Origin of the sequence: Nocardia sp. NPDC002869, assembly GCF_046764065.1 — a bacterium.
Taxonomy (GTDB): Bacteria; Actinomycetota; Actinomycetes; order Mycobacteriales; family Mycobacteriaceae; genus Nocardia; species Nocardia rhamnosiphila.
The window spans coordinates 1-25,886 of the sequence record NZ_JBKOOL010000043.1; the positions used below are offsets into that span (position 1 = coordinate 1).

At 69.1% G+C, this 25,886-nt stretch carries 26 protein-coding genes; 15 read left to right on the forward strand and 11 right to left on the reverse strand.

All coding sequences use genetic code 11. From position 1 onward, the window contains the following. Positions 1 to 95: 95 nt before the first annotated feature. From ACLML9_RS10985 to ACLML9_RS11000, 4 genes are all read left to right on the forward strand, one after another. A complete protein-coding gene (locus ACLML9_RS10985) occupies positions 96 to 1,226 on the forward strand; it encodes a PLP-dependent cysteine synthase family protein (protein ID WP_411945448.1) in 1,131 nt (376 codons plus the stop codon). After that, on the forward strand, positions 1,223 to 2,542 hold the full coding sequence (locus ACLML9_RS10990) for an MFS transporter (protein WP_411945415.1): 1,320 nt from the start codon (positions 1,223 to 1,225) through the stop codon (positions 2,540 to 2,542). Before ACLML9_RS10985 ends, ACLML9_RS10990 begins: the two co-directional genes overlap by 4 nt. A 377-nt stretch (positions 2,543 to 2,919) precedes the next feature. Continuing rightward, complete coding sequence (locus tag ACLML9_RS10995; protein ID WP_411945416.1) at positions 2,920 to 3,342, forward strand: hypothetical protein; 423 nt, start codon at positions 2,920 to 2,922, stop codon at positions 3,340 to 3,342. Between the two features lie 275 nt (positions 3,343 to 3,617). Continuing rightward, positions 3,618 to 5,249, forward strand: coding sequence for an ABC-F family ATP-binding cassette domain-containing protein (locus ACLML9_RS11000; RefSeq protein WP_411945417.1), 1,632 nt, complete (start codon positions 3,618 to 3,620; stop codon positions 5,247 to 5,249). 55 nt (positions 5,250 to 5,304) lie between these two features. On the opposite strand, the gene ACLML9_RS11005 is transcribed toward ACLML9_RS11000, so the two are convergent. Together ACLML9_RS11005 and ACLML9_RS11010 are read right to left on the reverse strand one after the other, a co-directional pair. Continuing rightward, entirely contained in the window at positions 5,305 to 6,141 is an 837-nt protein-coding gene (locus ACLML9_RS11005) for a virginiamycin B lyase (RefSeq protein ID WP_411945418.1), read from the reverse strand. Between the two features lie 66 nt (positions 6,142 to 6,207). After that, a complete protein-coding gene (locus tag ACLML9_RS11010) occupies positions 6,208 to 6,687 on the reverse strand; it encodes a Dps family protein (protein ID WP_411945419.1) in 480 nt (159 codons plus the stop codon). Between the two features lie 183 nt (positions 6,688 to 6,870). On the opposite strand from ACLML9_RS11010, the gene ACLML9_RS11015 reads away from it, so the two are divergent. Next, positions 6,871 to 7,461, forward strand: coding sequence for a type 1 glutamine amidotransferase domain-containing protein (locus tag ACLML9_RS11015; protein WP_265802269.1), 591 nt, complete (start codon positions 6,871 to 6,873; stop codon positions 7,459 to 7,461). A gap of 137 nt (positions 7,462 to 7,598) precedes the next feature. Here the strand turns inward: ACLML9_RS11015 and ACLML9_RS11020 are convergent, their stop codons facing one another. The 3 genes from ACLML9_RS11020 to ACLML9_RS11030 all read right to left on the reverse strand — a co-directional run bounded on the left by ACLML9_RS11020 (position 7,599) and on the right by ACLML9_RS11030 (position 11,699). Then, positions 7,599 to 8,813, reverse strand: a complete 1,215-nt coding sequence (locus ACLML9_RS11020; RefSeq protein WP_411945420.1) for an SfnB family sulfur acquisition oxidoreductase — start codon at positions 8,811 to 8,813, stop codon at positions 7,599 to 7,601. Beyond that, positions 8,810 to 9,928 (reverse strand): dimethylsulfone monooxygenase SfnG, encoded by a 1,119-nt coding sequence (gene sfnG / locus ACLML9_RS11025; RefSeq protein ID WP_411945421.1) that lies wholly within the window; start codon positions 9,926 to 9,928, stop codon positions 8,810 to 8,812. The genes ACLML9_RS11020 and sfnG overlap by 4 nt, the downstream gene beginning before the upstream one ends. A 397-nt stretch (positions 9,929 to 10,325) precedes the next feature. Next, entirely contained in the window at positions 10,326 to 11,699 is a 1,374-nt protein-coding gene (locus tag ACLML9_RS11030) for a styrene monooxygenase/indole monooxygenase family protein (RefSeq protein WP_411945422.1), read from the reverse strand. Positions 11,700 to 11,849: 150 nt separating this feature from the next. Between ACLML9_RS11030 and ACLML9_RS11035 the strand changes: the two genes are divergently transcribed. Then, the gene (locus tag ACLML9_RS11035; protein ID WP_411945423.1) at positions 11,850 to 12,341 is read left to right on the forward strand and encodes a GAF domain-containing protein; all 492 of its coding nucleotides are present in this window, start codon (positions 11,850 to 11,852) and stop codon (positions 12,339 to 12,341) included. 22 nt (positions 12,342 to 12,363) lie between these two features. On the opposite strand, the gene ACLML9_RS11040 is transcribed toward ACLML9_RS11035, so the two are convergent. After that, the gene (locus ACLML9_RS11040) at positions 12,364 to 12,681 is read right to left on the reverse strand and encodes a helix-turn-helix domain-containing protein (RefSeq protein ID WP_411945424.1); all 318 of its coding nucleotides are present in this window, start codon (positions 12,679 to 12,681) and stop codon (positions 12,364 to 12,366) included. Between the two features lie 59 nt (positions 12,682 to 12,740). Continuing rightward, positions 12,741 to 13,250, reverse strand: coding sequence for a VOC family protein (locus ACLML9_RS11045; protein ID WP_411945425.1), 510 nt, complete (start codon positions 13,248 to 13,250; stop codon positions 12,741 to 12,743). Between the two features lie 70 nt (positions 13,251 to 13,320). On the opposite strand from ACLML9_RS11045, the gene ACLML9_RS11050 reads away from it, so the two are divergent. Both ACLML9_RS11050 and ACLML9_RS11055 read left to right on the forward strand, forming a co-directional pair. Then, the gene (locus ACLML9_RS11050) at positions 13,321 to 14,295 is read left to right on the forward strand and encodes a GlxA family transcriptional regulator (protein ID WP_411945426.1); all 975 of its coding nucleotides are present in this window, start codon (positions 13,321 to 13,323) and stop codon (positions 14,293 to 14,295) included. A 157-nt stretch (positions 14,296 to 14,452) separates the two neighbouring features. Continuing rightward, positions 14,453 to 15,340 (forward strand): alpha/beta fold hydrolase, encoded by an 888-nt coding sequence (locus ACLML9_RS11055; protein ID WP_411945427.1) that lies wholly within the window; start codon positions 14,453 to 14,455, stop codon positions 15,338 to 15,340. Here ACLML9_RS11055 and ACLML9_RS11060 read toward each other — a convergent pair. From ACLML9_RS11060 to ACLML9_RS11070, 3 genes are read right to left on the reverse strand one after another with little or no spacing between them, the layout of a single operon-like run. Next, positions 15,333 to 16,763, reverse strand: a complete 1,431-nt coding sequence (locus ACLML9_RS11060) for an LLM class flavin-dependent oxidoreductase (RefSeq protein ID WP_411945428.1) — start codon at positions 16,761 to 16,763, stop codon at positions 15,333 to 15,335. The two genes, ACLML9_RS11055 and ACLML9_RS11060, sit on opposite strands and share 8 nt — an antisense overlap. Then, positions 16,763 to 18,013, reverse strand: coding sequence for an acyl-CoA dehydrogenase family protein (locus ACLML9_RS11065; protein ID WP_411945429.1), 1,251 nt, complete (start codon positions 18,011 to 18,013; stop codon positions 16,763 to 16,765). Before ACLML9_RS11065 ends, ACLML9_RS11060 begins: the two co-directional genes overlap by 1 nt. A gap of 52 nt (positions 18,014 to 18,065) precedes the next feature. Next, positions 18,066 to 19,313, reverse strand: coding sequence for an RNA-guided endonuclease InsQ/TnpB family protein (locus tag ACLML9_RS11070; RefSeq protein ID WP_411945430.1), 1,248 nt, complete (start codon positions 19,311 to 19,313; stop codon positions 18,066 to 18,068). Positions 19,314 to 19,518: 205 nt separating this feature from the next. Between ACLML9_RS11070 and ACLML9_RS11075 the strand changes: the two genes are divergently transcribed. The 7 genes from ACLML9_RS11075 (at position 19,519) to ACLML9_RS11105 (ending at position 24,802) form a co-directional block, all read left to right on the forward strand. Further along, on the forward strand, positions 19,519 to 20,664 hold the full coding sequence (locus ACLML9_RS11075) for an LLM class flavin-dependent oxidoreductase (RefSeq protein ID WP_411945431.1): 1,146 nt from the start codon (positions 19,519 to 19,521) through the stop codon (positions 20,662 to 20,664). 257 nt (positions 20,665 to 20,921) lie between these two features. Further along, a complete protein-coding gene (locus ACLML9_RS11080; protein ID WP_411945432.1) occupies positions 20,922 to 21,611 on the forward strand; it encodes a DUF981 family protein in 690 nt (229 codons plus the stop codon). Between the two features lie 133 nt (positions 21,612 to 21,744). Beyond that, a complete protein-coding gene (locus tag ACLML9_RS11085) occupies positions 21,745 to 22,311 on the forward strand; it encodes a hypothetical protein (protein WP_411945433.1) in 567 nt (188 codons plus the stop codon). Between the two features lie 181 nt (positions 22,312 to 22,492). After that, positions 22,493 to 22,699 carry a hypothetical protein gene (locus ACLML9_RS11090; RefSeq protein ID WP_411945434.1) on the forward strand — a complete coding sequence of 69 codons (207 nt, stop codon included), beginning with the start codon at positions 22,493 to 22,495 and terminating at the stop codon, positions 22,697 to 22,699. 37 nt (positions 22,700 to 22,736) lie between these two features. Continuing rightward, positions 22,737 to 22,988: a hypothetical protein gene (locus ACLML9_RS11095; protein WP_411945435.1), complete on the forward strand. Its 252-nt coding sequence runs from the start codon at positions 22,737 to 22,739 to the stop codon at positions 22,986 to 22,988. 483 nt (positions 22,989 to 23,471) lie between these two features. Further along, entirely contained in the window at positions 23,472 to 23,981 is a 510-nt protein-coding gene (locus ACLML9_RS11100) for a hypothetical protein (protein WP_411945436.1), read from the forward strand. Next, positions 23,978 to 24,802, forward strand: coding sequence for an alpha/beta fold hydrolase (locus ACLML9_RS11105; RefSeq protein ID WP_411945437.1), 825 nt, complete (start codon positions 23,978 to 23,980; stop codon positions 24,800 to 24,802). Before ACLML9_RS11100 ends, ACLML9_RS11105 begins: the two co-directional genes overlap by 4 nt. Before the next feature lie 83 nt (positions 24,803 to 24,885). On the opposite strand, the gene ACLML9_RS11110 is transcribed toward ACLML9_RS11105, so the two are convergent. Further along, positions 24,886 to 25,830 (reverse strand): hypothetical protein, encoded by a 945-nt coding sequence (locus ACLML9_RS11110; RefSeq protein WP_411945438.1) that lies wholly within the window; start codon positions 25,828 to 25,830, stop codon positions 24,886 to 24,888. Positions 25,831 to 25,886 lie beyond the last annotated feature (56 nt).

A 25,886-nucleotide genomic window follows, 5' to 3' on the forward strand; every position in this document is an offset into this window, starting at 1 on the left:
GGGCGCCCCCGGACGGCCCCGATGGGGCCGGCCGGAGTCCGCTGCCGACCATCCGCCTCCGGGTCCGCGGGGACCCGATACAGAAAGCGACAGTCATGAACAACGTGGTCCTGCCCGAACGGGCGGAGCCGACCGCCGCCGGAACCGTTTCGACGCCCGGCACCGCCCTGACGCCTCCGGCCCTCGTCGGGAACACGCCGGTGTTGTGGGTGGGCGCCCCGCTGGCTCCCGCCGGGCACGGATTCTGGGCCAAACTCGAGGGCAGCAATCCCGGCGGGATGAAGGACCGGCCCGCCCTGCACATGGTGCGGCGCGCCCGGGAACGCGGCGATCTCACGCCGGGTGCGCGGATCGTGGAATCCACCAGCGGCACCCTCGGACTGGGTCTGGCACTGGCCGGAGTGGCCTACCGCCACCCGGTCACTCTGGTCACCGACCCCGGTCTGGAGCCGATCGTGGAACAGTTGCTGACGGCTTACGGCGCCACCGTCGATGTGGTGCCCGCGCCGGACCCGGTCGGCGGCTGGCAGCAGGCCCGCCGCGACCGAGCGGCGCGGATACTGGCCGCGGAGCCTTCGGCCTGGTGCCCGGACCAGTACAACAATCCCGACAATGTGGCCGGGTACGAATCGCTGGGCGTGGAACTGATCGAACAGCTGGGTGGCGTGGACGTGCTCGTCTGCGCGGTGGGCACCGGCGGTCATTCCGCCGGAGTGGCGCGGGTGCTGCGCCGGTTCGAGCCGAACCTGAAACTCATCGGCGTGGACACCGTCTCCTCCACCATCTTCGGGCAACCGGCAGGCCCGCGGCTCATGCGCGGGCTCGGATCCAGCATCTACCCCGCCAATGTCGACTACGCCGCGTTCGACGAAGTCCACTGGGTCGCCCCGGCCGAAGCGGTGTGGGCCTGCCGGACCCTGGCCACCACCCATCACGCCACCGGCGGCTGGAGTGTCGGCGCGGTGGCGCTGGTCGCGGGCTGGGCAGCCGGACAGTTCGATACGGACGTCCAGGTCGCCGCGATCTTCCCGGACGGTCCGCAACGCTATTTCGACACTGTGTTCAGCGACGAGTACTGCCGCGCACACGGTCTGCTCGGCGTGGCCCCACCGACCGGGCCGGCTACGGTGTCCTCCCCGTTCGAGGCGGAGTTCCGGTCCTGGACCCGCTGCGCGAGCGTGGTGGATCCGCGCGGACGCACCGCGTTCGAAGGAGCCCGCGGATGAACACTCTCGCCACCTTCCGCAGCTTCGACACCCCGGTGCGGCTGCTGATGATCAACCAGTTCGGTATCAACCTAGGCTTCTACATGCTGATGCCGTTCCTGGCCGGATATCTGGCGGGTCCCCTCGGGCTCGCCGCGTGGGCGGTGGGACTCGTGCTGGGGGTGCGTAATTTCTCCCAGCAGGGCATGTTCCTGATCGGCGGGACCCTGGCCGACCGGCTGGGGTACAAACCCCTGATCGTGGCCGGGTGTCTGCTGCGCACGGGCGGTTTCGCACTGCTGGTGTTCGCCACCGGGCTGCCCGCGCTGCTGATCGCCTCGGCCGCCACCGGATTCGCCGGGGCACTGTTCAATCCGGCGGTCCGCGCCTACCTCGCCGCCGAATCCGGGTCGCGCCGGGTGGAGGCCTTCGCGCTGTTCAATATCTTCTACCAGGCCGGAATCCTCGCGGGCCCGCTGGTCGGGGTCGCGCTGCTGACACTCGATTTCCGGGTGGTCGCGACCGCGGCCGCCCTGGTGTTCGCCGTGCTGACCGTGGCCCAGCTGCTGGCGCTGCCCGCCGGACCCGAACTCCCCGCACACACCCGGGTTCCGGTGCGGACGGCGTGGGCGGGTGTGCTGCGCAACCGGCGGTTCGTGGCGTTCTCCGTGGCGATGATCGGTTCCTACATCCTGTCCTTCCAGATGTATCTCGCGCTCCCGCTGCAGGCGGAGATGCTCGCCGGAGACGGCGCGCAGCTACTGGTCTCCGCGCTGTTCGTGATCTCCGGGGTGATCGCGGTGGCCGGCCAATTGCGGATCACCGCCTGGTTCCGAAAGCGCTGGGGCACCGGACGCGCCCTGGTCGCGGGGATGACGATCCTGGCCGGCGCCTTCCTACCGCTCGCCCTGGTTCCCGTCCCGTCTCGGTTCGGCACCTGGGCCGCGGTGGCCGCCCTGCTGGCCTCGGCGGCCCTGCTGGCCGTCGGGACCGCCGCGGTGTTCCCGTTCGAGATGGACACGGTCGTCACGCTGGCCGGGGACCGCCTGGTGGGCACCTACTACGGCTTCTACAACAGTGTGGTCGGGATCGGCATCCTGATCGGCAACCTCGCGACCGGCGCCGTATTCGGCGCCGCGCGGGCGGCGGATGCCGAGGTGCTGGTCTGGATCGGGCTGTCCCTGATCGGAGCCCTCTCAGCCGTTGCCCTGGCCCGCCTCGGCCGGGCCGGGACCGACCAGTCCGGCACAGCCGAACCCATGACATCCGGCGGTGACCTGGCGGAAGTAGGGCAACCCGCCTCCCGGGCCTCCGGATCGGCCGGCCGCGGCAGCTGAGGTCTCCACCGGGCCCGGCGTCGGTCGGCGCCCGGCGTCGGGCCGATGGGGCGGCGCTCGGCCGCGCGCAGAGGAAGTTGGTATCCGGGCGCCGGCCACTGTGTCCGAATCGAGATCTCGGCACGCGTCGGAGGCCACGGCCGACGTTCCACGGCGACGGTCGGCCACCGCATCCGCTCGGCAAGTGGTGGTAGGGCCATCGGCTCCGGCACGTACGGCCGAACGGGGCCGGCCCGATTACGGTCGCAGCACGATTCCGGCTCCGCCACGTCGCCCGGCCCCGGGTCGCCCACCGCGACCATTGCCGCCCACCTGCGGTGATGGATACGATCGAATAGATCGCATGAGCGGGGGACGCGACAGAACGGAAGCGAACCATGAGTCCACGAGCGCGTGGCCGGGGCCCTCGACTTCTCGGCGCGATCGTCGGGGCCTTCGCCCTCTTCTTCGCAGTCGCCGCCCCGGCGGCCGCTGTCCCGGGGACCCCGGCGTCCCAGGTGGCCGACGGCCCGAATCCACAGGTGGAACTGCACGGTTACTGCGCGGAACCCGGTGAGGTCGGACATCTCGCGGACGGCACCGCGGTCTACTGCTCCGCCCTCTCGAATTCCGATGCCTTCGCGTGGTCGTACTACGCCGAGCCCTTGGCGATGGATCCGAACACCCGCGACCCCAACTGTCAGACCGCCGGTTGCGAGGACCAGGGCGGAACCGCGCCGGGTGAGCAGCGCTGTGGAATACAGTGCAACGTACCTCCCGCCCCCGGCGCTATCGAGCCTCATCCCGCACCACGCGCCTGAAACGGTTCCGTTTCGTCCGCGTCCCGACCGGCCGAACCCGGCACCGTACCTACCGGCCGCACCGGCCGCGGTGCGCGGACTGCTATCGTGAACAGGGAATCCTCGACCACAGAGAGATCGATCATGGTTGGTGAACTCGACATCTCCGGAGCCACCCGGCTCTGACGGCCACCAGTAGGGCGCATCGGGCGCCGCTGTAGTGGCCGTTCCGTCGTTCACTTTTCCTTATTCGGGGCAGCGTGACGCGCCCGAACGACAACCGAGGTCTCTCCTACATGTCCGAATCTTTCATCGTCTGTTCGAACCTGTCGTTCTCCTGGCCGGACGACACCGCGGTGTTCACCGATCTGTCCTTCAGCGTGCCCGGCGGCCGCACCGGTCTGGTCGCACCCAATGGTGCGGGTAAGAGCACACTGCTCCGCTTGCTCGCGGGTGAGCTGAAACCCACTGCCGGGGGTGTGTCCGTCGACGGCGTACTCGGTTACCTGCCGCAGACCCTGCCGCTCACCGGCGAGATGACGGTCGCCGAAACCCTGGGTATCGCACCGGTCCTGGCCGCGCTGAACGCCGTCGAGTCCGGTGACACCGCCGAAGAGCATTTCACCACCATCGGCGCCGACTGGGATATCGAGGAACGCACCCGGGCCCAGCTGGAGCGCCTCGGTCTGGGCGAGCTGACGCTGACCAGGCGGTTGCGCACCCTCAGCGGCGGTCAGGTGGTGTCGCTGGGTCTGGCGGCGCAGCTGCTGCGGCGACCCGATGTACTGCTGCTCGACGAGCCGACGAACAACTTGGATCTCGCGGCCCGGCATCGGCTCTACGATCTGCTGGCCGACTGGAAAGGCTGTCTGCTGCTGGTGAGCCACGACCGGGCCCTGCTGGACCGGATGGATCGCATCGCCGAATTGCACGCCGGTGAGATCCGCTTCTACGGCGGCGATTTCACCGAGTACGAGGAGTCGATCCGCGCCGAGCGCGAGGTCGCGGCGAAGAACATCCGCAATGCCGAACAGGAGGTCAAACGCGAGAAGCGGGAGCTCCAGCAGGCCCGGGAGCGCGCCGCCCGGCGGGCGAGCAACGCGGCCCGGAATCTGGGTAACGCAGGGCTGCCGAAAATCTTCGCCGGCACCATGAAACGCAATGCGCAGGAGTCGGCCGGGCGGGCGAACGAAACCCATGCCGCCCGGGTCGACGCCGCGAAGAACCGGCTCGATTCGGCCGAGCGCGCGCTGCGCCCGGAGCAGCGGATCTCCCTGCAGCTACCGGACACCGATGTCCCGGCCGGGCGCACCGTATTCGCCGGGGAAGGGATCCGCCACCGCTTCGGCGAACAGGAGGTCTTCGCCGGTGACGGCGCGGATCTGACCATCCGCGGGCCGGAGAGGATCGCGCTGACCGGGCCGAACGGTGCGGGGAAATCCACCCTGCTGCGGATAGTGCACGGCGATCTTGCGCCGGAGAGTGGTTCGGTCACCCGGGCGGAGGGCCGGGTCGCCTATCTGTCGCAGCGGCTGGACCTGCTCCACCTGGATCGCACCGTCGCCGAGAACCTGGCCGCCTTCGCGCCGAATCTGCCCACGCCGCAGCGGCTGAATCTGCTGGCGCGGTTCCTGTTCCGTGGTGCCCGGGTCGATCTGCCGGTGGGCGCGCTGTCCGGCGGTGAACGGCTGCGCGCCACCCTGGCCTGCGTGCTGTTCGCGGAGCCGGCACCGCAGTTGCTGCTGCTGGACGAACCGACCAACAACCTCGACCTGGTCAGTGTCGGGCAACTCGAGAGCGCGCTCGAGGCCTACCGGGGCGCGTTCGTGGTCGTCAGCCACGACGAGCGGTTCCTCGCCGAGATCGGAGTGCAGCGCCGGCTGCGCTTGGCCGGCGGCCGCCTGCGCGAGGTCGCCGTAGGCGACTGAGCCCGGGATCTCCCGCTCGGCGCAGCGAGCACCGCGCCGAGTGGGGGATCCCCCGTCACACCACGACGCGCTCGAGGCTGCCCGATTCCATGGCCACCCACAGCGCACCGTCCGGTCCGACCGCTACCCCGTGCGGTTCGGCACCGCGCAGTTCGGTTTCGGTGATCACGCCGTCGGTGGTGATGCGGCCGAGCCGCGTCGCTGCCCATTCGGTGAACCACAGCGCCCCGTCCGGGCCCGTGACGATGGCATGGGGCCGGGCCGCGCGGTCCGGGAGCGGGAACTCGGTGATCGTGCCGTCGGTCCCGATCCGGCCGACCTGTCCGCCCCCGATCTCGACGAACCACAGCGCGTCGTCGGGGCCCGCGGTGATACCGACCGGCATGGCACCTTCGGTCGGCAGCGGGTACACGGCCGTGGCGCCGTCGCCGGGCTCGATCCGGCCGATCGCATTGCCCTGGTTGAGGGTGTACCACAGCGCCCCGTCCGGGCCGGTGGTGATCATCGAGGGCATTCCCGACACGGCGAACCGGGTCAGCTCACCGTCCATGGTCAGCCGCCCGATGGCGTCGGTCTGCAATTCGGTGAACCACACGGCGCCGTCCGGACCCGCGGTGATGCCGTACGGGGATCGCGCCGGGAACCACGTCGCATCGCCTTCCCCAGCGATGCGGCCGATCCGGTCACCGCGGAATTCGGTGAACCACATGGCGTCGCCGGGTCCCGGCACGATCACCGTCGGCTGTCCGTCGGAGGGGTCGAGCGGGAAGGTCCGGACCTCACCGTCGAGATATCGGCCGAGGGCGCCCTCGGCCGCCATGGTGAACCACAGGGCGCCGTCCGGGCCGGTACTCAGCCCGTACGGCGATCCGGAAACCCGAACCACTCGCACTCCTCCTCGTACTCCCGCCCGATTCGGCACTGTGCCTACGGGGCCGCGCGAGCGCGGGACGACGTATCAGGCGGAGGAGAGCTGAGCCTGCCACATCCAGTGCAACTGTTCGAGCCGGGCCGCGATCGTGATGAACAGATCCTGGGTCACCGGATCTGCTTTCTCGGTGATGTCGATGCGCTCACGCAGGCGGCCGATGACCTTGCCGAGGTTCTTGACGATGGCCTCGATGACATCGGTGTCCTGCTGCCAGCCGTCGGGGAACTCGAGCCCGCCGGCCTCTTTGGCGACGGTCGCGGCACGGCCGTCCGGGCTGACCCCGATGGAGGTCGCGCGTTCGGCGGCGTCGTCGGTGAACTCACGGGCCGCGGTCACCAGCTCGTCCAGCGCGAGGTGGACGGAGCGAAAGTTACGGCCGAGGACGTTCCAGTGGGCCTGCTTGGCGATCAGCGACAAATCGATGAGATCGACGACAGTGGCGCGCAAGGCCTCACCGGTGACGTGTTGCTGTTCCGGGTCGAGGGTGCTCTTGATGGGGACGTTCATCGTCGAATGCCTTTCTTCTCGTTCGCCGGACACGGGCCGACTACCCGGTCGTCCGCGGTCGAATCAGCCACCGGTCCGGGCGTGCCCGATCCCACTGGACGAGGGTGGACGCCACGTTTCGCCGCGATGGGCCCGGGTAGGCCGCGGGACAGACCGCAATCCGCGTATACGGAAGGAGCAGGCATGGGCCGGCAGCACAATCTGACAGGGCGACGAGTCGCTGTTCTCGCCGCCGACGGGGTGGAGCAGGTGGAGCTCGTACAGCCACGCTCCGCGGTCGAGGACGCCGGGGCGAGCACCGCGCTGCTGTCGCTGAAACCCGGGCAGATCCAGGCCATGAACCACGATGTGGAGAAGGGCGACACCTTCGACGTGGACCGGGTCGTCGGCGAATGCAGCCCCGACGAATTCGACGCGCTGATCCTGCCGGGCGGTACCACCAACCCCGACAAACTCCGGCAGGACGAGTCGGCGGTGGCCTTCGTCCGGAATTTCTTCGCCACCGGCAAACCGGTCGGCGTCATTTGTCACGGCCCGTGGACGCTGGTGGAGGCCGATGTGGTGCGGGGCCGCACCCTCACGTCCTATCCGAGCGTCCGGACCGATATCCGCAATGCCGGCGGCAATGTCGTCGACGAGGAAGTGGTGAACGACCGCGGACTGGTGTCCAGCCGCAACCCCGGCGATCTGCCCGCGTTCTGCGCGAAGATCGTGGAGGAGTTCGCGGAGGGGAAACATCCGGTGCATCCGGAGGGCGCGACGGCGTCCCGCTGACCGGCCGGCACTGCCGGACGATCGCGATAGCACCGCCGCCGCTCCCTTCCCGACCGGACGAGGATGGTCGCCGACCCACATTCGGCCACCATCGGCCGCCCCGGCGGGGAGCACTGTCCCGCCGGGCCGGCGTCCGGCTAGATCACGCCGTGCAGCGGCGGCGGACTGCCGTGTAGCAGGGCTCGGCCGAGGTGCTGGTATTTCCAGCGGACCGGGTCGTGCAGGGTGTGGGTCCGGGCATTGCGCCAGAAATGGTGCAGGTTGAGGTCGTCGGCCGCGCTGCGGGTACCGCTCACCTCGAACAGGGCGCCGGACACCTCGGTGGCCGCGCGGTCGGCCAGGATCTTGGCCGTGGCGACGGCGAGCGAGGCCTCGGCGACCCGTTCCGGCGCACCCAGTGCGGCGTCCACCGCCGCACCGGCGGCCGCCAGCCCGGCCTCGGCCGCGGCGACCGCGACGGCCAGTTCGCCGAACCGCTGGATGAGCAGCGGATCGTCGATCGCCCGGCTCACCTGCGCCTCGAACCAGGGCCGGCTCTTCTCCCGGGCGAAGCCGGCGGCGGTGGTGAGCGCACCGCGGGCGATACCCGCGTCGATCGCCGCGTGCAGCAGCTGCGCGGAGGCGCCGTAGGCGGTGGGCCGGTCCACGGCGGCGGTCCGGGCCACCAGCTGATCGCGCTCGACCATCACATTCTCGAACGACACCGTGCCGCTGCCGGTGGTGCGCTGACCGAATCCGTTCCAGTCGTCGACGATCCGCACGCCCGGGGTGTCGGCGGGCAGGAACGCGACGTACTGGCCGCCCGGCAGCCCGGCAGCACCCTCGGGATCGTCCAGCCTGGTGAGAACGGCCAGGAAGTCGGCGAACAGGGAACCGGTGCAGTAGTACTTGACCCCGTCGATCCGGAACTGCTGCCCGCCCGCGAGCGGGCGCACGGTGGTGGCGATATCGGCGACGGTCGCGCCGCCGCGTTCGGACTGGGCGTTCGCGATCTGGGCGCCGTCCAGGACGCCACCCAGGTAGCGCCGCTGCTGGTCGGCGGACCCGGCCAATTTCAGCAGGTTCACATAGACGAAGTGACTGTGTGGAATCTGCGCGATATTCGGATCGGCGACCGCGAGCAGCCGCACCACCTCCGCGACTGCGCCGGGCGGCAGATCGGCGCCGCCCAGGTCCGCGGGCACGGTCACCGCCAGCAGCCCGGTGGCCGCGAGTTTGCGCACTTCGGCGAAGGGCAGGGCGCGTTCCCGGTCGCGGTCCGCGGCGCCCACCGCGAATTCGGCCGCCAGTTCCGCGGCGACGGCGCGCGCCTGCCCGGCCGAGGCGATCCGGGCGGCCCCGACGGCGGTCATCGCCCCGCCACCGCGGCGGGGCGTCGCGCGGCCTCGAGTTCGCGGACCAGCGGCAGCACTTTGGCCCCGAAGTACTCGATCTCCTCCTGGAAATGCAGGAATCCGCCCAGGATGAGGTCCACGCCCAGTTCGCGGTAGGCGACGATCCGTTCGGCGACCTGTTCGGGCGTCCCGATGAGCTTGGTGCGGAACCCGTCGTTGTACTGGACCAGATCCTCGAAGCTCGAATCCGCCCACATCCCCTTGCCGTCCCGGGTGGCGGCGCCGGCCTGCTGCACGGCGTCCCGGAAGCCCTCGACCGCGGGCTTGTCGGCCTTGTCGATGATCTCGCGGAGGGTGTCGTGGGCCTCGCGCTCGGTATCGCGGGCGATGATGAATCCGTTCAGCCCGAACTTCACTTCGCGGTCGTGGGCGCGGGCGACCGCCCGCAGATCGTCGAGCTGCTCGGTGACGCCGTCGAAGTCCTTGCCGTTGGAGAAGTACCAGTCCGCGTGGCGTCCGCCGTTGCGGCGGGCCGCGCTGGAGTTACCGCCCTGGAACAGTTCGGGGTTCGGGCGTTCGGGGGTGTTGAGCGGTTTGGGCTCGAGCGTGAAATCGCGGATGCGGTAGAAGTCGCCGCCGTAGTTCACGTTGTCCTCGGTCCAGATCTTGCGGATCACTTCCAGGAACTCCGCGCTGCGCCGGTAGCGCTCGTCGTGTTCGAGCCACGGCTCCCCGAGTGCGGTGAACTCCCCCGCGAACCAGCCCGAGACCACATTGATGGCGAATCGCCCGCCGGACAGATGGTCGGCGGTGGCACCGAATTTGGCGAGTACGGCGGGATGCCACAGACCGGGATGGACCGCGGCGATCACCTTCAGCCGTTCGGTGGCGCCGAGCAACGCCAGGCTGAACGAGGTGGATTCGTGCTGGTACTCGGCGCCGTAGGAGGCGGTGTAGCGGACCTGGGAGAGCGCGTATTCGAAGCCGTTGCGTTCGGCGGTCCGGGCGAGTTTCTTGTTGTACTCGAAATCCCAGCCGGTGCGCTGTTCGATCTCACTGGTCACCAGACCACCGCTGACATTGGGGACCCAATAGGCGAACCGAACCTGGTCGCTGATCTTCTCAGTACTCAAAGGAGCCTCCTCGGGCTGTTTCATACGGTTCGCGGAGGCCGCAGCGAAGGCGGAGATATCGCACCTCCTGGAGCTGGTACGTGCGGTCCGCGAAGGCCGCACCGACAGTGGAGGTATCGCCTGGTCGCTGCTCCCGCTGCTCGCTGTCGGCATCTGTGGTCCGGACGCCGGGCACGGCAACCCGGCACCGGCGCGAGTCCAGTTCACCAGCGCGGTTGTGGGCGGACGAGGTTTTGAATCGGCGGGAACCTATCCCACAGGTGCGCCCGTACCCGGCGGCGGGGACGGCCCCGTGGACCCGCACCCGAGTACCGGCGACCCATGTCCGGTACCCGGGCTCGCGGCCCGGCGGCCCGGCGACCGCGGGGCCGGCGAGTCGCCGGGGTCGGTGGGCCGGTCAGGCGGTGGCTGCGGCTCCGTTGTACTGCGACCTGCTGAATCGTCCGGCGGGCCGGAACCGGCCCAGCACCTCGGTCGCCTCCTCCCCGGTGACCTGGGCGATGAGCCGGTGCGCGTCCGCCACCGAGTTCACCGGACGCGCCGCTTGCGGGCGGTGCAGTGTGCCCACGAGTGCCGAGGCGAAGCGGTGGTCGGCCGCGGCCGCGCTGAAGAACTGGCCGCCGATCTCGGCGAACTCGGGGTCGCTGAGGAACAGCCGGGTGACCTTGGCGGCGTCCTCGGCGCGGGCGTCGAGGAATGCCTCGTACTGCGCGGTGATCCAGGCATCGTCGAAGGCGCCGTCGTGTGCGGCCGCCGCGGCGACCAGGCGTTGTGCCTGGATGAGCCCACTCTGCGCCCCCTGCCCGGCGATCGGGTCGTAGGCCACGGCGGTATCGCCCAGCGCCGCCACCGGATGCCCGCCCGCGGTGTGCCCGACCCCGCGCCGGAACAGCGGCCGCACCGCGCCCCTGAGCCAGGAATGCGGATCCTCGGAAAGCGCCTTCGTGGCGAGCACCTCCGGCAGGTCCCAGTCGAGGTAGTCGCGGTAGAGGCCGGTGACGATCCGGTGCGCCGATTCCGCCGAATCGGCGGCCGCGAACCGCTTCTCCCAGTCGCCGCCCGGCCGTGCCCAGCCCAGGAACGCCCAGGTCGGCCCGGCGTCCTTGTGCAGGTACGGCCCCCACCAGGCCTCGCCTTCCTCGGCGACGATGGAGAACCCGCTGCGGCCACCGCCGGCCGGGCTGCGGTGGGCGAACACCGACTCGTCGTGCGGGAGACCGGTCACGGTGACGGTCAGCAGGCTGCGCTGGGGCGCGTCGTACACGGTCCGGGTCTCGTCCACCGCGAACAGCTGGGACAGCCCGCCCCGGCCGGTCGCGACCAGGGTGAGATCGTTGTCGGCGGCGATCTGGTCGAGCCGTTCGGGTGTCACCGGGTCGACGACGAACCGGCCGCCGCGTTCCAGGAAGGTGGTGAGCCGTTCGTCGGCCTTGAGCCGGGTGTCGACGGCGAGACCGTGGAACCCGTCGAACGCGCCGTCGAAGGCGATCAGTTCCGCACCGCCCCCGGCGACACGGACCGTGAGGCCGCTGTGCAGTGGTGCGCGGTCGAGGTAGGTGGGCAGCCCGAGCGCCGCTTCGGCGGCCTGGGCCTCACCGAAGATCAGGGCGGTACCGGTGGCCGGCACCTTGTCGCGCAGGTCACGCTGGTCCTTGTCGCTGTAGACGGTGACCGTGAATCCGGCGTCGAGCAGGCCGAGCGCCGCGGTCACGCCGGTCTGCCCGGCCCCGATCACGGCGGCCTTACGGTGGGAGGTCTGCTGTGTTGTCATAGCGCCATGGTCACGATCACAGCGGCCGAGCTGCACTATTACACTCACCGCGAGTTGATGCCGAACAGCCCCGCATCGCAGCGCTTTTCGTGACACCATCGACGGTTTCCGCGGAAACGGCCCGGGCCGGGCCGCTCTACCATCCGGTACATGACCTTCGACCTCGTCCCGCTGACCGGCGACCGCGCCGAGGGGTACCGGCTGCTCACCGCGCAGGCCGCCGCCCTGCTGTCCGGTGAAGCCGACCGGATCGCGAACGCCGCCAATCTGAGTGCGCTGATCTACCACAGTCTGCCCGAGGTGAACTGGGCCGGTTTCTACTTCTACGACGGCCGCGAGCTCGTCGTCGGGCCCTTCCAGGGCAAACCGGCCTGCGTGCGGATCGCGCTCGGCGCGGGTGTGTGCGGTACCGCCGCTCACACCCGCCGCACCCAGCTGGTCCCCGATGTGCACGCCTACCCCGGCCATATCGCCTGCGACGCCGACAGCCGGGCGGAGATCGTCGTGCCGCTGATCGGCGCCGGTGAGCTGGTCGGTGTGCTCGATCTCGACAGTCCGCGCGTCGCGCGGTTCGACGAGACCGATCGGCGCGGACTCGAATCGGTCGCCGAGGTGTTCGTGCGGTCGCTGTCCGGGCCCTGATCGGCGAACGCCGGCAGCGGTCCTACCGCCGGACCCGCTCCTGCGCCCGGCGGTGCAGGCGCCGTCGGCGCGGCGTTCCGCCCTCGGCTTCCTGCCGCACCTGCGCGACGAGGTGGTCGGGGACGAAAGGGGCGATGTCGTACCGCGAGCCGATCACCAGTTTGCGCAGTACGGAGGCCAATTGCGCCTCGGTGGTGCGCACCGAGGTGCCCCGGCGGGCGGCAATGGCCCGGTCGGTCCATCCCGCGGCGGCGAGGAGCGCGACCGCGCACTCGGCCCCGGACAGCTCGCGCCACGGTTCCCGGTCGGCGGCACGCCCGGGTGCGGGCCCGGCGCCCACGCGATGATCGCAGGAGCCGAGTACTGTCGGGCGGACGCGCGGGTGGTGCAGCACCGGCATCACAGGGGAGCCGTGAGTTCGAGATGGATCCCGTCGGGGTCGTCGAACGACAGGATCGCGATGCCGAACTGGTCCATCTCGATGACCTCACCGTGCTCGATACCCGCGGCCGCCAGTCGTTCGGCCGCGGTGACGAGGTCCTGCCGGGAGTCCACCCCGAAGCTCAGATGGTCCAGGCCGACGCGCTCGGAGTCGAACGAATCCCCGGCGGGCGCGACCGGGCGCAACCCCAGCAGTAGGGCGCCGGCCTGGAAGACGCAGCCGCCGTACAGCCGGTGCGGATCGGTGCGCACCTCCGGATCGTCCGGGCGTCCGGGGGATTCGGCGACGATGTCGAACCCGAGCACATCACGGTAGAAGTCGCGGGACCGATCGATGTCGGTGACCGTGAGGCGGATGTGGTGGGGGCCACGGGTGGCGAGGACGGGCATGTTCACTCCGGGATGGGTGTCGCGCTGGACGTCGAGTGGTGAGTAAACCGACCGGCCGGACCGGTGCGGTCTCTTCATCGCGAAAGCGTAGGCCCGATTCATCCCGAAGAGGAGTGTCGGAAACGACATTTTTCGTACTATTCCCGACATGGACGTCACCATATTCGTCGTGGACGGTATCGCCGATTTCGGCTTCGCCGCCCTGCTCGAAACCTTCGCCACGGCGAACGCGATGCGCACGACCCTCGACGCACCGCCGGAACCATGGCGGGTCCGCGTCGCTTCGCTGGGTACCGAGATCCGCTCCGGACACGGCCACACCGTGCCCACGGTCCCGCTCGGCGAACTCGCCGACGACCCCGATCTGCTCCTGATACCCGCGGTCAGCGCGCTCGAGGCCGAGGCCCTGATCCAACTGGTCTCCGCACCCGAGAACGCCGCTGTGCTGGATCGGATCAGAGGTATGCACGCCACCGGCGCCCGGCTCGGCGCCGCGTGTACGGGTACCTTCCTCCTGGCCGAGGCCGGAGTACTGAACGGGTGCCGCGCGACTACCAGCTGGTGGCTGGGCCCGACCTTCCGCCGGCGCTACCCCGAGGTCGAGCTGGACGAGAGCGCGACACTGTGCCGCGGCGAGCGGGTGACCACGGCGGGCGCATCGCTGTCACATCTGGATCTGGCACTGTCCTTCGTGCACGCGCGCAGTCCCGCGCTCGCCGACCTCGCCGGCCGGTACCTGGCCGACGGAAACCGCCGGACCCAGGCCGACTTCGCCGTCCCCGAGGTGATCGCCGCCGGCCATTCGCTCACCTCCGGTTTCGAGCGATGGGTCCGCGAACACATCGGGGAAGGATTCCGGATTTCCCGGGCCGCCGCCGAACTCGGCGTCACCGAACGCAGCCTGCAACGCGCCACCCAGGCCGAACTCGGCAGATCACCGCGCGATTTCGTGGACGATATCCGGCTCGAACGGGCCGCGCACCTGTTGCGCACGACGGCGCTCACGGTGGACACCGTGGCGGCGAAGGTCGGCTATCTGAACGGCGGTACGCTGCGCAATCTCGTCCGGCGGCGCCGCGGTATGTCCATGGCCGAGTTCCGGTCGGCCGGTCCGGTGTGGTGAGCCCGCACCGGCCGCGAATGCGTCGTGCGGCCGAGTGCGCATTCGCCACACTTTTCACGCGTGGGCGATGAATTCGGGAAGCGGATCGGGTCTGCCCTTGTATGACCCGAATCATCGCTGACAGCGCGTTCGTCGCCGGGACGGATTCGCCGCCACAATGACCACCGTCGACCTCGATGAAATCACCTTGGGCATCGAGTCGTTCGGTGACGACGACGCGCCACTCGTTCTGCTCGCGGGCGGGACGACGATGCTCTCCTGGCCCGACGCGCTCTGCGAGCGTCTCGCCGCCGGCGGGCACCGTGTGGTGCGCTACGACCTGCGCGACAGCGGGGAGTCGACGACGACGGACCCGGAGGCACCCGCCTACACCCTGCGCGACCTCGCCGCCGACGCCGCCGCCCTTGCCGACGCGCTCGGCGGGGGGCCTGCGCACCTCGCGGGGATCGGCGTCGGCGGGATGGTCGCCCAGGTAGCCGTGCTCGACCATCCGGGCGCGTTCTCGGCGCTCACCCTCGTCGGCACCCGCGCGGTCGCCCCTGGTCCGCCCGACGATGACCTCCCCGACCACGATCAGGCCACGATGAGCAGGCTGTTCGCGCATCCGATGCCCGACTGGGCCGACCGCGAGGCGGTGGCGGAATTCGCCGCCGCCGGTGCGGAGATCCGCGGCGACGACCCCGGCACCGCGCGCACACTCGCGGCACGCATCTGGGACCGCACACCCGGCACCACACCCCCGGTCCAGATGGCCAACCAGATGGGCATGCTGTTCTCCAGGCTCGACTGCACACCCCGCTGGCGCGAGCGCCTGCCCGAGATCGAGGTCCCCACGCTCGTCGTCCACGGCCGCCGCGACCGGTTCTTCCCTGTCGGCAACGGCGAGGCGATCGCGCGCGAGATCCCCGGGGCACGGCTGCTCGTCCTCGAAGAGGCCGCCGGTGCGATCCCCGATGTGGCGGTCGGCGAGGTCGCCCAAGCGATGCTCACGCTCGGACAGACCACGGCGGGCGCCGCGCGGTTCCGGCCGCCACGGACTAGGTGATCAGTTCGCCGGCGATATTGCGCGATACCTCGTCCGGCAGCACGGTGGAACCGGGACCACCCAGCCGATAGCGTGCGCCCCGATGCTCGGGTGGGAGCCGGTCCCCGCGTTCGAACAGCGCGTTGCGCAGCGTCCCCGGCACGTACTCGGTGGGATAGACGCCGCGTTCGGTCAGCACCGGGATCACATACCGGACGATGTCCTCGAAGGTCCCGGGCGTGACGGCGTAGGCGAGATTGAACCCGTCCACATCGGTGTCGTCCACCCATTCCTGCAGCCGGTCGGCCACCGTCGCGCCGGAGCCGACGAACACCGGCCCGATCCCGCCGATCCCGGCCCAGCGCCCGATATCGCGGACCGTCCATTCCCGGCCGTCATCGTCGAACTCCTGGAACGCCGCCACCGCCGAGCGGATCGCGTTGCTCTGCACCTCGCCGATCGGGTCGTCGAGGTCGTAGCGGGACAGGTCGATCCCCATCCAGCCCGACATGAACACCAGTCCGCCCTCGACACTGGCGTAGGACAGGTACTCCTCGTGTTTGCGGCGCGCGGCGTCGTCGGTGGCATCGGTGACGATGGTGGCCAGCGCGTAGATCCGGGCGGCGTGGCGGTCACGGCCCGCCGCCTCCAGCGCCGCCCGGATACCGGACACCGTCTGCGCGAGTACTCGTTTCGACGGGGCGGCGACGAAGATCGCCTCGGCGTTCTCGGCGGCGAACCGCACCCCGCGCGGTGAGGCGCCCGCCTGGAAGATCACCGGCGTCCGCTGCGGCGACGGCTCGGACAGGTGCACGCCGGGGACCGTGTAGTGCCGCCCGGAGTGACCGATATGGTGCACCTTCGCCGGGTCGACATAGATATTGCGCGCGGGATCGCGGACGACCGCGTCGTCCTCCCAGGACCCCTCCCACAGTTTGTAGAGCACTTCCAGATATTCGTCGGCCTGGTCGTAACGGTCGTCGTGGTCGAGCTGATCCTCGGCCCCGAAATTCCGCGCGGCCGAGGGCAGATACCCGGTGACGACATTCCAGCCGATCCGGCCGCCGGTCAGATGGTCCAGGGTGGACAGCCGGCGGGCGAACGGATACGGATGTTCGAACCCGGTGCCGGTGGTGATCCCGAAGCCGAGATGTTCGGTCACCGCCGCCATCGCCGAGACCAGCAGCAGCGGATCGGCCACCGGGATCTGGGCGCCGTTGCGCAGCGCCGCGCGATCGTCGCCGCCGTAGACGTCGTAGGTGCCGAGCACATCGGCGATGAACAGGCCGTCGAACCGCCCACGCTCCAGGAGCCCGGCCAACTCCGTCCAGTAGCCGAGCTCCTTGTACCGGTGCGATTGATCGTCGGGATGCCGCCACAGTCCGGGAGACTGGTGGGCGACACAGTTCATATCGAAGGCGTTGAACCGGATCCGCCGGGCCATCACACCGCCCCTTCCGGCTTGCGCTCCCCCGCGCTCCAGGCAAACGGCAGCGCAGTGCCGTTCAGCAGGTGGTCCCCGATGGCCCGGGCCTTCTGGATGGCCGGATTGTGCACCGAGATGGTGCGCGCGTTGCGCCAGTGCCGGTCCAGCCGCAGCCCCTCCGAGGTGATGGACGCGCCGCCCACCTCGAACAGCTGCGTCGTGGCGGCCAGCACGGTATCGATCACCCCGAGCTGCGCCTGGGCCGCCGCCAGTTCGGCGTCGATCAGACCTTGCTCCTCGGTGGCTCCGACGGCGAGCACCTTGTCGAGCACATCGGCGACCGCCAGCACACTGGCGCGGGCGCCGAACGCCGCGGCCGACAGCCGGCCGATCACCTGCTGCACCAGCGGATCGTGGCGGGGCAGATCGGCCGCGGAATGGGTGTAGCCGCGGCGGCGCGCGGCCACCCATTCGCGGGTGTCGCGTTCGGCCCGCTGCGCGATACCGGCCAGCACGGCGAGCTGGAACAACTGCAGGTAGGAGGTCGAGTAGGTGGCACCCGCGTCCCCGTAGCCGGGGCCCAGGACCCGGTCCGGCGCGATCGCGACATCGGTGAACTCGGTGGTACCGCTGGCGGTCAGCCGCTGCCCGAAACCGTCCCAGTCGTCGTGCTGACGCACCCCCGGGGCCTCGGCGTCCACCAGCACACCGACCCGTTCGCCGTCCCGGTCGGCGGCGACCAGGATGTGGTCGGCGTACAGCGATCCGGTGCTGTAGTACTTCGTCCCGTTGAGCAGCCAGCCGTCCCCGGACCGGGTCAGCCGGGTCCGATACCGGTCCACCGCGCCCACACCGGGCTCGGTGATCGCATTCCCGACCAGCGTCCCCTGCGAGATCTTGCGCAACCACTCCGCGCGCGCCGGACCCGCCTCGGCGAGCAACTGGTCCTCGGCGAACACGAAATGCACACGCAGCGCCTGCGGCAGGTTCGACTCGGCGGCGGCCAGCTCGATCAGTTGCCGGAACAGCTGGCGCACGCTCACGCCGTACCCGCCGTATTCGACCGGCACCCGCAGCGCGCCGAACCGCGCCGCGCGTAACCGGCGCACTTCGTCGTGGGCGAGCCGGCGGTCGATCTCGCGCTCGACCGCGCCCGCCGCGATATCGGCGTAGATCGGCGCGAACACCGCGTCCAGATCGGTATCGGAGACAGGTTGTGCGGTGGAATTGACGTCCTCCCGGCTGTGAACGGCCGGGGTTCCTACCATGCCGCTGCGCGGCATCTCAGTGGGTTCCTGTTTCATCGGGATGTGCCTTCCGCTACGCGGCCGGACTTACCGCCCCTCCGCAGGCGTTTGACCTCTCCGCCCGTCCGGCGGCGAGAATATTGTTGGCAGCGTTCAGGTCTCGATCGTGCACCGCACCACAGGCGCAGGTCCATTCCCGAACCGACAGCGGTTTCGGCCCATCGACAACTCCACACACCGAACACAATTGCGAGGACGGGAAGAACCGATCCACCTTGACGAAGCCGCGGCCGTACCGCAGCGCCTTCTCCTCCAGCATGCGGATGAACATGCCCCACCCGGCGTCGTGCACCGACTTCGCGAGGCGCGTCCGCGCGAGACCTCTCACGCTCAAGTCCTCCACGAACACCGCTTGGTTCTCGCGGATGATCGCCGTGGACTGCTTGTGCGCCCAATCCCGGCGCGTATCGGCTACCCGGGCATGAGCCCGCGCGACCCGGACCCGGGCCTTCGCCCGATTCTTGGAACCTTTGGCCTTGCGGGACAGTGCCCGCTGAACCTTCTTCAGCTTGCGTTCGGCCTGCCGCAGGAACCGAGGCGAAGCGATCGTCTTGCCATCCGACAGCACCGCGAACGTCGACAACCCCAGGTCTATACCGACTTCGGCATCGACTTCCGGCAACGCCCGGTCGCCGACCTGCACCACGAACGATGCGAAATACCGGCCTGCCGCATCCTTGATCACCGTGACCGACGACGGCTCGGCCGGAAGGTCCCGCGACCACGCAAGCTTCATCTCCCCAACCTTGGCCACATACAGCCTCCGGTCCGGGCGCAACGAGAATCCATTGCGGGTGAGCCGAACCGCCTGTCGATGGTCCTTGCGGGACCGCAATCGCGGCTTGCCCAGTTTGGGACCTTGGCGTTTCCCCGCCATCGAGTCGAACCAGTTCCGGTACGCACTGCGCGCGTCCTGGCAGGCTTGCACCAGAACGACCGAGGAAACCCCGACCAACCAGGCTCGCCCCGGTGTGCGCTTGGCTTCGGTCACCACCAGGCGTTGTATCTCGGTATCCGACAACTTCTTTCCGGCCGCATACGCTTCCTCGCGGACGCGGAGGTTGTCGTTGTACACCACCCGCGCGCAACCGAACGCCTGCGCCAACGCGATCCGCTGGCCTGGCGTCGGGTAGACACGGAAGTTGTACCGAATCTGCACGGACGCACAGTAACGCTGGCCTCCGACAAAGACCGCGCGTGTTCGAGTCAGTCCGATGTCGATGCGCTGTCCTGGCGCTGAGGGACCAGGCTTGCACGCCACGTTTGGTGGTCATCAATCCACGATCGCCGACCCCGTACTCCCCCTCACCGGTTACACGCAGCCGGATTCGAAACACCCGCGGCAAAAAATCCCGTCGATTCCAACCGGTGACACCGCGCCCGTGGTCGGTCAGGATCACAGATCGGCCCGGCGAGGAGCTCGGCCACCGCACTGTCCGCTCCAGAGCCCCTCGAGGAGATTTCCGGTGAGTCTGTCGTTCCACTGGTTCCTACCCACCTACGGCGATTCCCGCGGTCTGATGGCCGGTGGTCACGGCACGTCCATGTCCGGCGACCGCCCCGCCTCGCTGCGCTACTTGAACCAGATCGCGGGCGCCGCCGAGGAGAACGGCTTCGAGGCGGTCCTCACCCCGACCGGCGCCTGGTGCGAGGACGCCTGGCTGGCCACCGCCATGCTGGTGGAGACCACCGAGACCCTGAAATTCCTGGTGGCGTTCCGCCCCGGCCTGGTGAGCCCGACACTGGCCGCGCAGATGGCCGGCACCTACCAGCGGCATTCCCGGGGCCGGCTGCTGCTCAACGTGGTCACCGGCGGCGAACCCCACGAACAGCAGGCGTTCGGCGATTTCCTGGACAAGGAGCAGCGCTACGAGCGCACCGGCGAATTCCTGCACATCGTGCGCGAACTGTGGGAGTCGCGGGAACCGATCAGCTTCGAGGGCAAACACCTGCAGGTCCGGAACGCCCTGCTCAACAACCACCCCGACCCGGTACCCCCGGTCTTCTTCGGCGGCTCCTCCGCCGCCGCGGGCCCCGTCGCCGCCCAATACGCCGACACCTACCTGACCTGGGGTGAACCACTGGTCGCGGTCGGCATGAAACTGGAATGGATCCGCGGCCTCGCCGCCGAACGCCACCGCACCCTCGACTACGGCATCCGCCTGCACGTCATCACCCGTGACACCTCCGAGGCCGCCTGGGCCGAAGCCGACCGACTGCTCCAGGGCATCGATCCGGCCGATATCGAGCGCGTGCAGGCCAACCTGGCGAAGAGCGAATCCGAGGGCCAGCGCCGCATGCTCGAACTGCACGGCGGCCGCACCGACCGCCTGGAGATCGCGCCCAACCTGTGGGCGGGCGTCGGCCTGGTCCGCGGCGGGGCGGGCACCGCACTGGTCGGCTCGCACGAAGAGGTCGCCGAACGACTCGTCGAGTACTCGCGGCTGGGGCTCACCCACTTCATCCTGTCCGGCTACCCGCACGTCGAGGAGGCGTACTGGTTCGGCGAAGGTGTGCTGCCGATCCTGGAGAAGAAGGGCCTGTGGCGCCGGCCGGTCGACCGGCCCGTCGCGGCCACCGGCACCCCGTTCGCCACCGCCTCCACCAGCTGAGTCCTCTCCTCGCCGGGACACATCCATCCCCGCGTGCGCGGAGGTCGAACCCGGGCCGGTACCGTGCCGGCAAGTCACGTACAACTCTGTTCACCCGACCGGTACAGCCACTCACCGACGTTGCCGGTTACGCCACCTCGATACCGCTGTCACGTGAATTGACGAGCTACCGAGAAGCATTGACAGTGCAGGAGGCTCATCCTACGATTGGCCAACTCCGAGCAGCTGTTCGAGCGCTGGTCGGCTCAGGAGCGGTAATGATCACATATACGACCCTCATGGGTGTCGCGGCCGGTCTCGGCATGCTTCTGCTCTGCACTCTGGGATATCACCTGTACAAGCAAGAAGGTCTGCCGACCTTGGATGGTTGGGCGTTTTCGTTCGCCGCCCTCGGTGGAATCCTGACAGTACTCGGCGGTCATATGACCCTCACCTGGCCGCTGCAGTCGCCGGAGCGCTTCAAGAACTTCATGTTCGGGGAACCGCTCCTGCTTTTCGGGGTGCTTTTGATAGCCGGCGCAGTCTTTCTCCGGCGTAACGGGAATGCGCTGCTGGAGCTGCGCCAAAAGGATGACGGCAACAACGAATTCGGCTCTTACCTGCTCGCCCTTCTGCGGCCGGTCGTGTGGATCGCGTTCGCCATGGGGCTGGTGCTCGCGGCCTGTACCATCGCCGCTTTCCGATACGATGTTTTCGCAACAGCTCCGCCGCAGGAACCTTTTTTCGGCACGGGTCCGGTGAAAGATTTTCTGAGCGTCGCTCTCTGCCTGTTGTACGCATTACCGGCGGTAGCCTGCCTGCTGGTTCCCTTGGTCTTCTACACCCGTAATCGGGCGGCTATGGCGGTCAGTGGGATCACCTTGTTCGTCTCCGGCGCAGGTTGGCTCGCCACAGCGGTGCTTGTCTACTACACCCATATCGGGATGGATTTCAATTTCCGTTCCTGATAGTCCGACCGGGCTTCGAGATCGGTGACGCACCCGGCCAGCGGGCTGGAAGCGGAGCGGCCGCTCTACTCGAACGCTCCCCACCCCCCATCCGCCCACAGGATTTTCTTGCCATCCCGAGAAGACGAGTCCCATGCGTGACACGAACATTCAGACGGAACCGGCTCCCGTCCATCGCAGGTTACTGAGCTACTGGCCCATCGCGCTGGGGTTGGCGGTCGCCACATTCCAGATGGTGACCGGGATCGCCGCTGAGGCGGTGGCCATCACTGTCTCCCTGGCGGCAAGTTGCTACCTGGTCGGTGCAGTATTCGGCCGGCCATGGACCGCTTGGGCGACAGTGCTGGGCGGCTCGATGGTGGTCGTGCTGAGCGAGGTGGCCGGCGTCCGATGGTGGATAGGACTTGCCGGCTTTGCGGCTCTCCTGCTCGTCATCGGCCTCGTACGCAAGGCCCCGACATCGGTGCTCACCGCCCAGAGTCTCGCCGTGGTCGGATTCGGCGGGATAGCAGTGATCGCCGTTCTGGTGTCACCACGCCTGGGCTGCGCCCTGGCCGGTATCGCGCTGACGGCCCATGCGCTGTGGGACTACCGCCATTGGCGCCGCAAAGACGTGGTCCCCCGATCCTTCACGGAGTTCTGCATGGTGCTGGATATCGCTTTCGGAATCGCAGCCATCGTGGTCGCCTTCACCGGATGACCCCGGCCCGAGCCCAAAGCGCCGGGACACGCCTGCGCTGAGCCCGTATTTCCAACTGGCGGAGTCACGGTCCACGCGGGGTGATCAGACAGGTTCATCGCGCCCTCCGAGGTCCATGCCTGGCAGTTGGGTGCGTCGGAATTTGGTCCGGAGCTCGTCCCCGCCTGTGCGGGGACACTCGATGGTTTGGGCGCGCATCGTTTTCAGCCCGCGCTCATCCCCGCGTGCGCGGGGAGCACACTTCCTGATCAGGAGGAGTGATCACGCGGCGATTGCGCAGGCGAACCTCAACGGGTCACCCGTGCAGGCGGGCTATCTGATGGACGAGCACATCTCGCGGGACGAGGAGTTGCTCGCCGATATGGACGCCGAAGCGACCCCGGGCTGAGGCCACGGACCGCGCTCGCCGCAGCCCGGTGCAGTAAATGTTCCGCGCGTTCGAACCCGGGCCGGTGGGCCGGTCGGCGGACCGGATCACGCTGACCGTGGGCCAGTATTCATCCCCGGCCCGGCACCGATCCGTCCGCGATCTGGCCGCGGCCTTCGGTATCGAGTGGCGGGTCCTCTCCGGCGCCGGCCACGCGGCACACCTGGAGGCCCCCGGCCGGTTGGCGCACTGGGTCCGGCGGCACTGCGGCGCCGACCTCGGCGCGTACTGCCTACCCCCTTTCCCGTGAACGGCGGCAAATAAAACGAATGGTCATACGCTATGTTTCCGGCCGTCGGCGCCGAGCCCGGCCCGGCCGGTCAGGGGCCCGATCCCGTTTGTGCGCGCCGCACGAGAGCGCGCCGATGTTTCATGACGCCGGCCCATAGGCGACGCCGCCGGGTCGCCTTACGATGGCAGTGCCAGGTCCGATCGGGCACGCGACGCGCTTCCTCGTTCGTGCGATGCCACTGGGGATTCCGGCACCGATCGGAGTTCGAGATGTTGTGCGGTGGAGAGACACGATGCCGGTGAAAGCCCGATGGGCCGGCCGCTGAATCTCCCTCGAACCCCCGCCGGTTCATTCCACACCGAATTCATCGCGAAAGTACGACTCGCCAATGCACGTTCAGCTGTATCGCGCGTCCGGAATTGGATGCTCGTCGGTCCACGGCTGCGTAGGAAGTTCCCCCACCGCCGTGCGGCGCCCGCCGCGCATCATCCCGAGGAGGGGGTGATCGTGCGACCACAGCCCGGCTCGGGCACATCGTGCCTGCCCACGGCCACCGAGTTGCTGTACGCGGTCGGCGGCCGGCGCGCCGACGGGCCGGTGTGCAGCCTCGCGTCGGCCCTGTCGGAGTCCTATCGGCTCGAAGCGGGGCTCGCCGGAATCCGGCTGCAATCGCGCCGGCGGACGCTGATCGCCGAGATCGACGCCTGGAGTTCGCGGCATCTGCCCGCGCCGACCGCGGGTATACGCGTCTACGAACGCACCCTCGGTGAACTCATCGATGTGATCGCCGCCGGTGCCGCTCGCGCGTTCCATCTGCTGCGCCACGACGACCCGGCCGGTGAGCTCATGCACTTCGAATGGACCCGCCTCGCGGAGTTACAGCTCATCTACCGCGATCTGGTGCACGATGTCGAGAGCGGCCGCTGCTGTCTCCCGAGCGAACAGCACCTCCGGGTGGTCGGCGAGCGGATGCCGTATCAGCTGCCCGTCGGGACGGGAGAGTCGAAGTGAGCGAGGCGGACCGGGACATCCCCACCGGACTGGGCACGCTCCACGTCCGAATCACCGGGACCGGGCCGGCGATGCTGCTGTGGCCGAGTCTGCTGATGGACCACGCGCTCTGGGACGGCCAGGTCGCCTACTTCTCCCCGCGGTTCACCACCGTCGCCATCGACCCGCCGGGCCACGGCGCGAGCACCCCGCTGGACCGGCCGTTCACCTTCGGGGAATGCGCCCAAGCCCTGCTCCGGATCCTCGACACGCTCGAGATCGACCGCGCGCACATCGTGGGTAATTCCTGGGGCGCCATGATCGGCACCACCTTCGCCGCGCGCTATCCCGAACGCGTGCTGACCGCCGTGCTGATGAACGGCACCGCCTCGCCGGCCGGGCCGCGGCAGCGCCTCGAATACGGCGCCCTGCTCGCGCTCGCGCGCGTGCTGGGTGGATTCCGGGGGCCGCTCGTGCACGCCGCACTCGCCGCGTTCCTGGGCCCGGAGACGATGCGGAGCCGGCCGCAGGTGGTCGAGCAGGTGCGGCGCACGGTGCGCGCCAACGATATCGGGTCGGCGGCGCACGCGGTGCGCAGCGTGGTCGTCCGCCGTCCGGACCAGCGCGAACTCGCCGGCTCCCTCCCCACGCCCACACTGGTGGTCGGCGGCCGGCAGGATGCGACCTTCCCGCCCGCCGAGGTCGAAGAGATGGCGCGCGCCATCCCCGATGCCGAGCTGTCGTTCCTGGAGGATGCCGCCCACCTGGTGGCCCTCGAAGTACCGGACGCGGTGAACGCCCTGGTCGACGACTTCCTCCGCCGTCACACTCCGCGCGGCTGAACCCGGGCGCCCCGGCCGCGCGGGCGGGCACGAACGGCCGGCTACCCGGTGTTCACGGTAGCGACGGCGACATCCCGGCCGCGTTACGGCGCCGGGTCGTCGCGCAGCGGCGCCAGCTGCGCCGTACGTCCCTCAGTGGCGGGATACACCTCCCATGCGGGGAGTCGCCTGCCGGCATGGTCGTACGCCTCTTCGACGGCGAGGAACGGCTGGCGGTCCCACATGATCTGCGATCCGGTGGCGAAGTAGACATCGCGGGTGAAGCCCTCCCTGTGCAGAGCTTCGGTGAAGCGGAAAGCCACGGTCTCGTCCGGTCTACCGGCTTTACCGGCCAGCATGACGAGGCAGCGTTCGGGTTCGGCGTTCGCCAGATCTCGCAGGACACGCTCGTGGGCCACGACCTTGGCGAAATGCTCCGGCTCGAGCTCTACTGTCGTACCACCGAGATCGAGTCGGTCATCGTGCGGATCGAAGGTCGGGACCTCTGCTTTCACAACGAACGCCGGTCTCTTGGCATCCGTTTCCGCGTGCACGTAGATGGCGGTACCGTCGAGCCACGGTAGTCCACCGGCGCCGGTGTACTCCGCCTTCCCGCTGTTCAGGAACCGGAATGTGGTGTAGGCGCCGATCCGGTCGGGGATCGCGAGGCGATCCATGAAATCCGCGGTGATGTCGGAGTGCGGATAGGCCATTCCCTTGACCGCACCGGACGGGTCTCGTATACCCACCTTGCCGACGTCCCCGGACCACAGTTCGAGTTCCCGCCCGTTCAGGTCGATGCCGTGCAGTGGAACACCGCGGATCGGGCGGACACCGTTCTCCGGGAGTTCGAAGTCGGTCATCGGGGCGGCGTAGTCGAGCAGGTGGGCGTCCTCGTCGGACAACGAGAACTCGTCCAGACTGCGCCGGATATCGATGGAGGTCCGGTTGCGATACTGGTGAGCCCAAGAATGCGTCAGTTGGCCGGTGGTGTCGGTCAACCGCCGTCCGAGAACCATGCCTATCTTGATCAGTTCGCCGTGACTCATCGCCCCTCCCTTTGGTTGACGGCCGCGCGAACCTCGCCACAATGACAGCACACGGG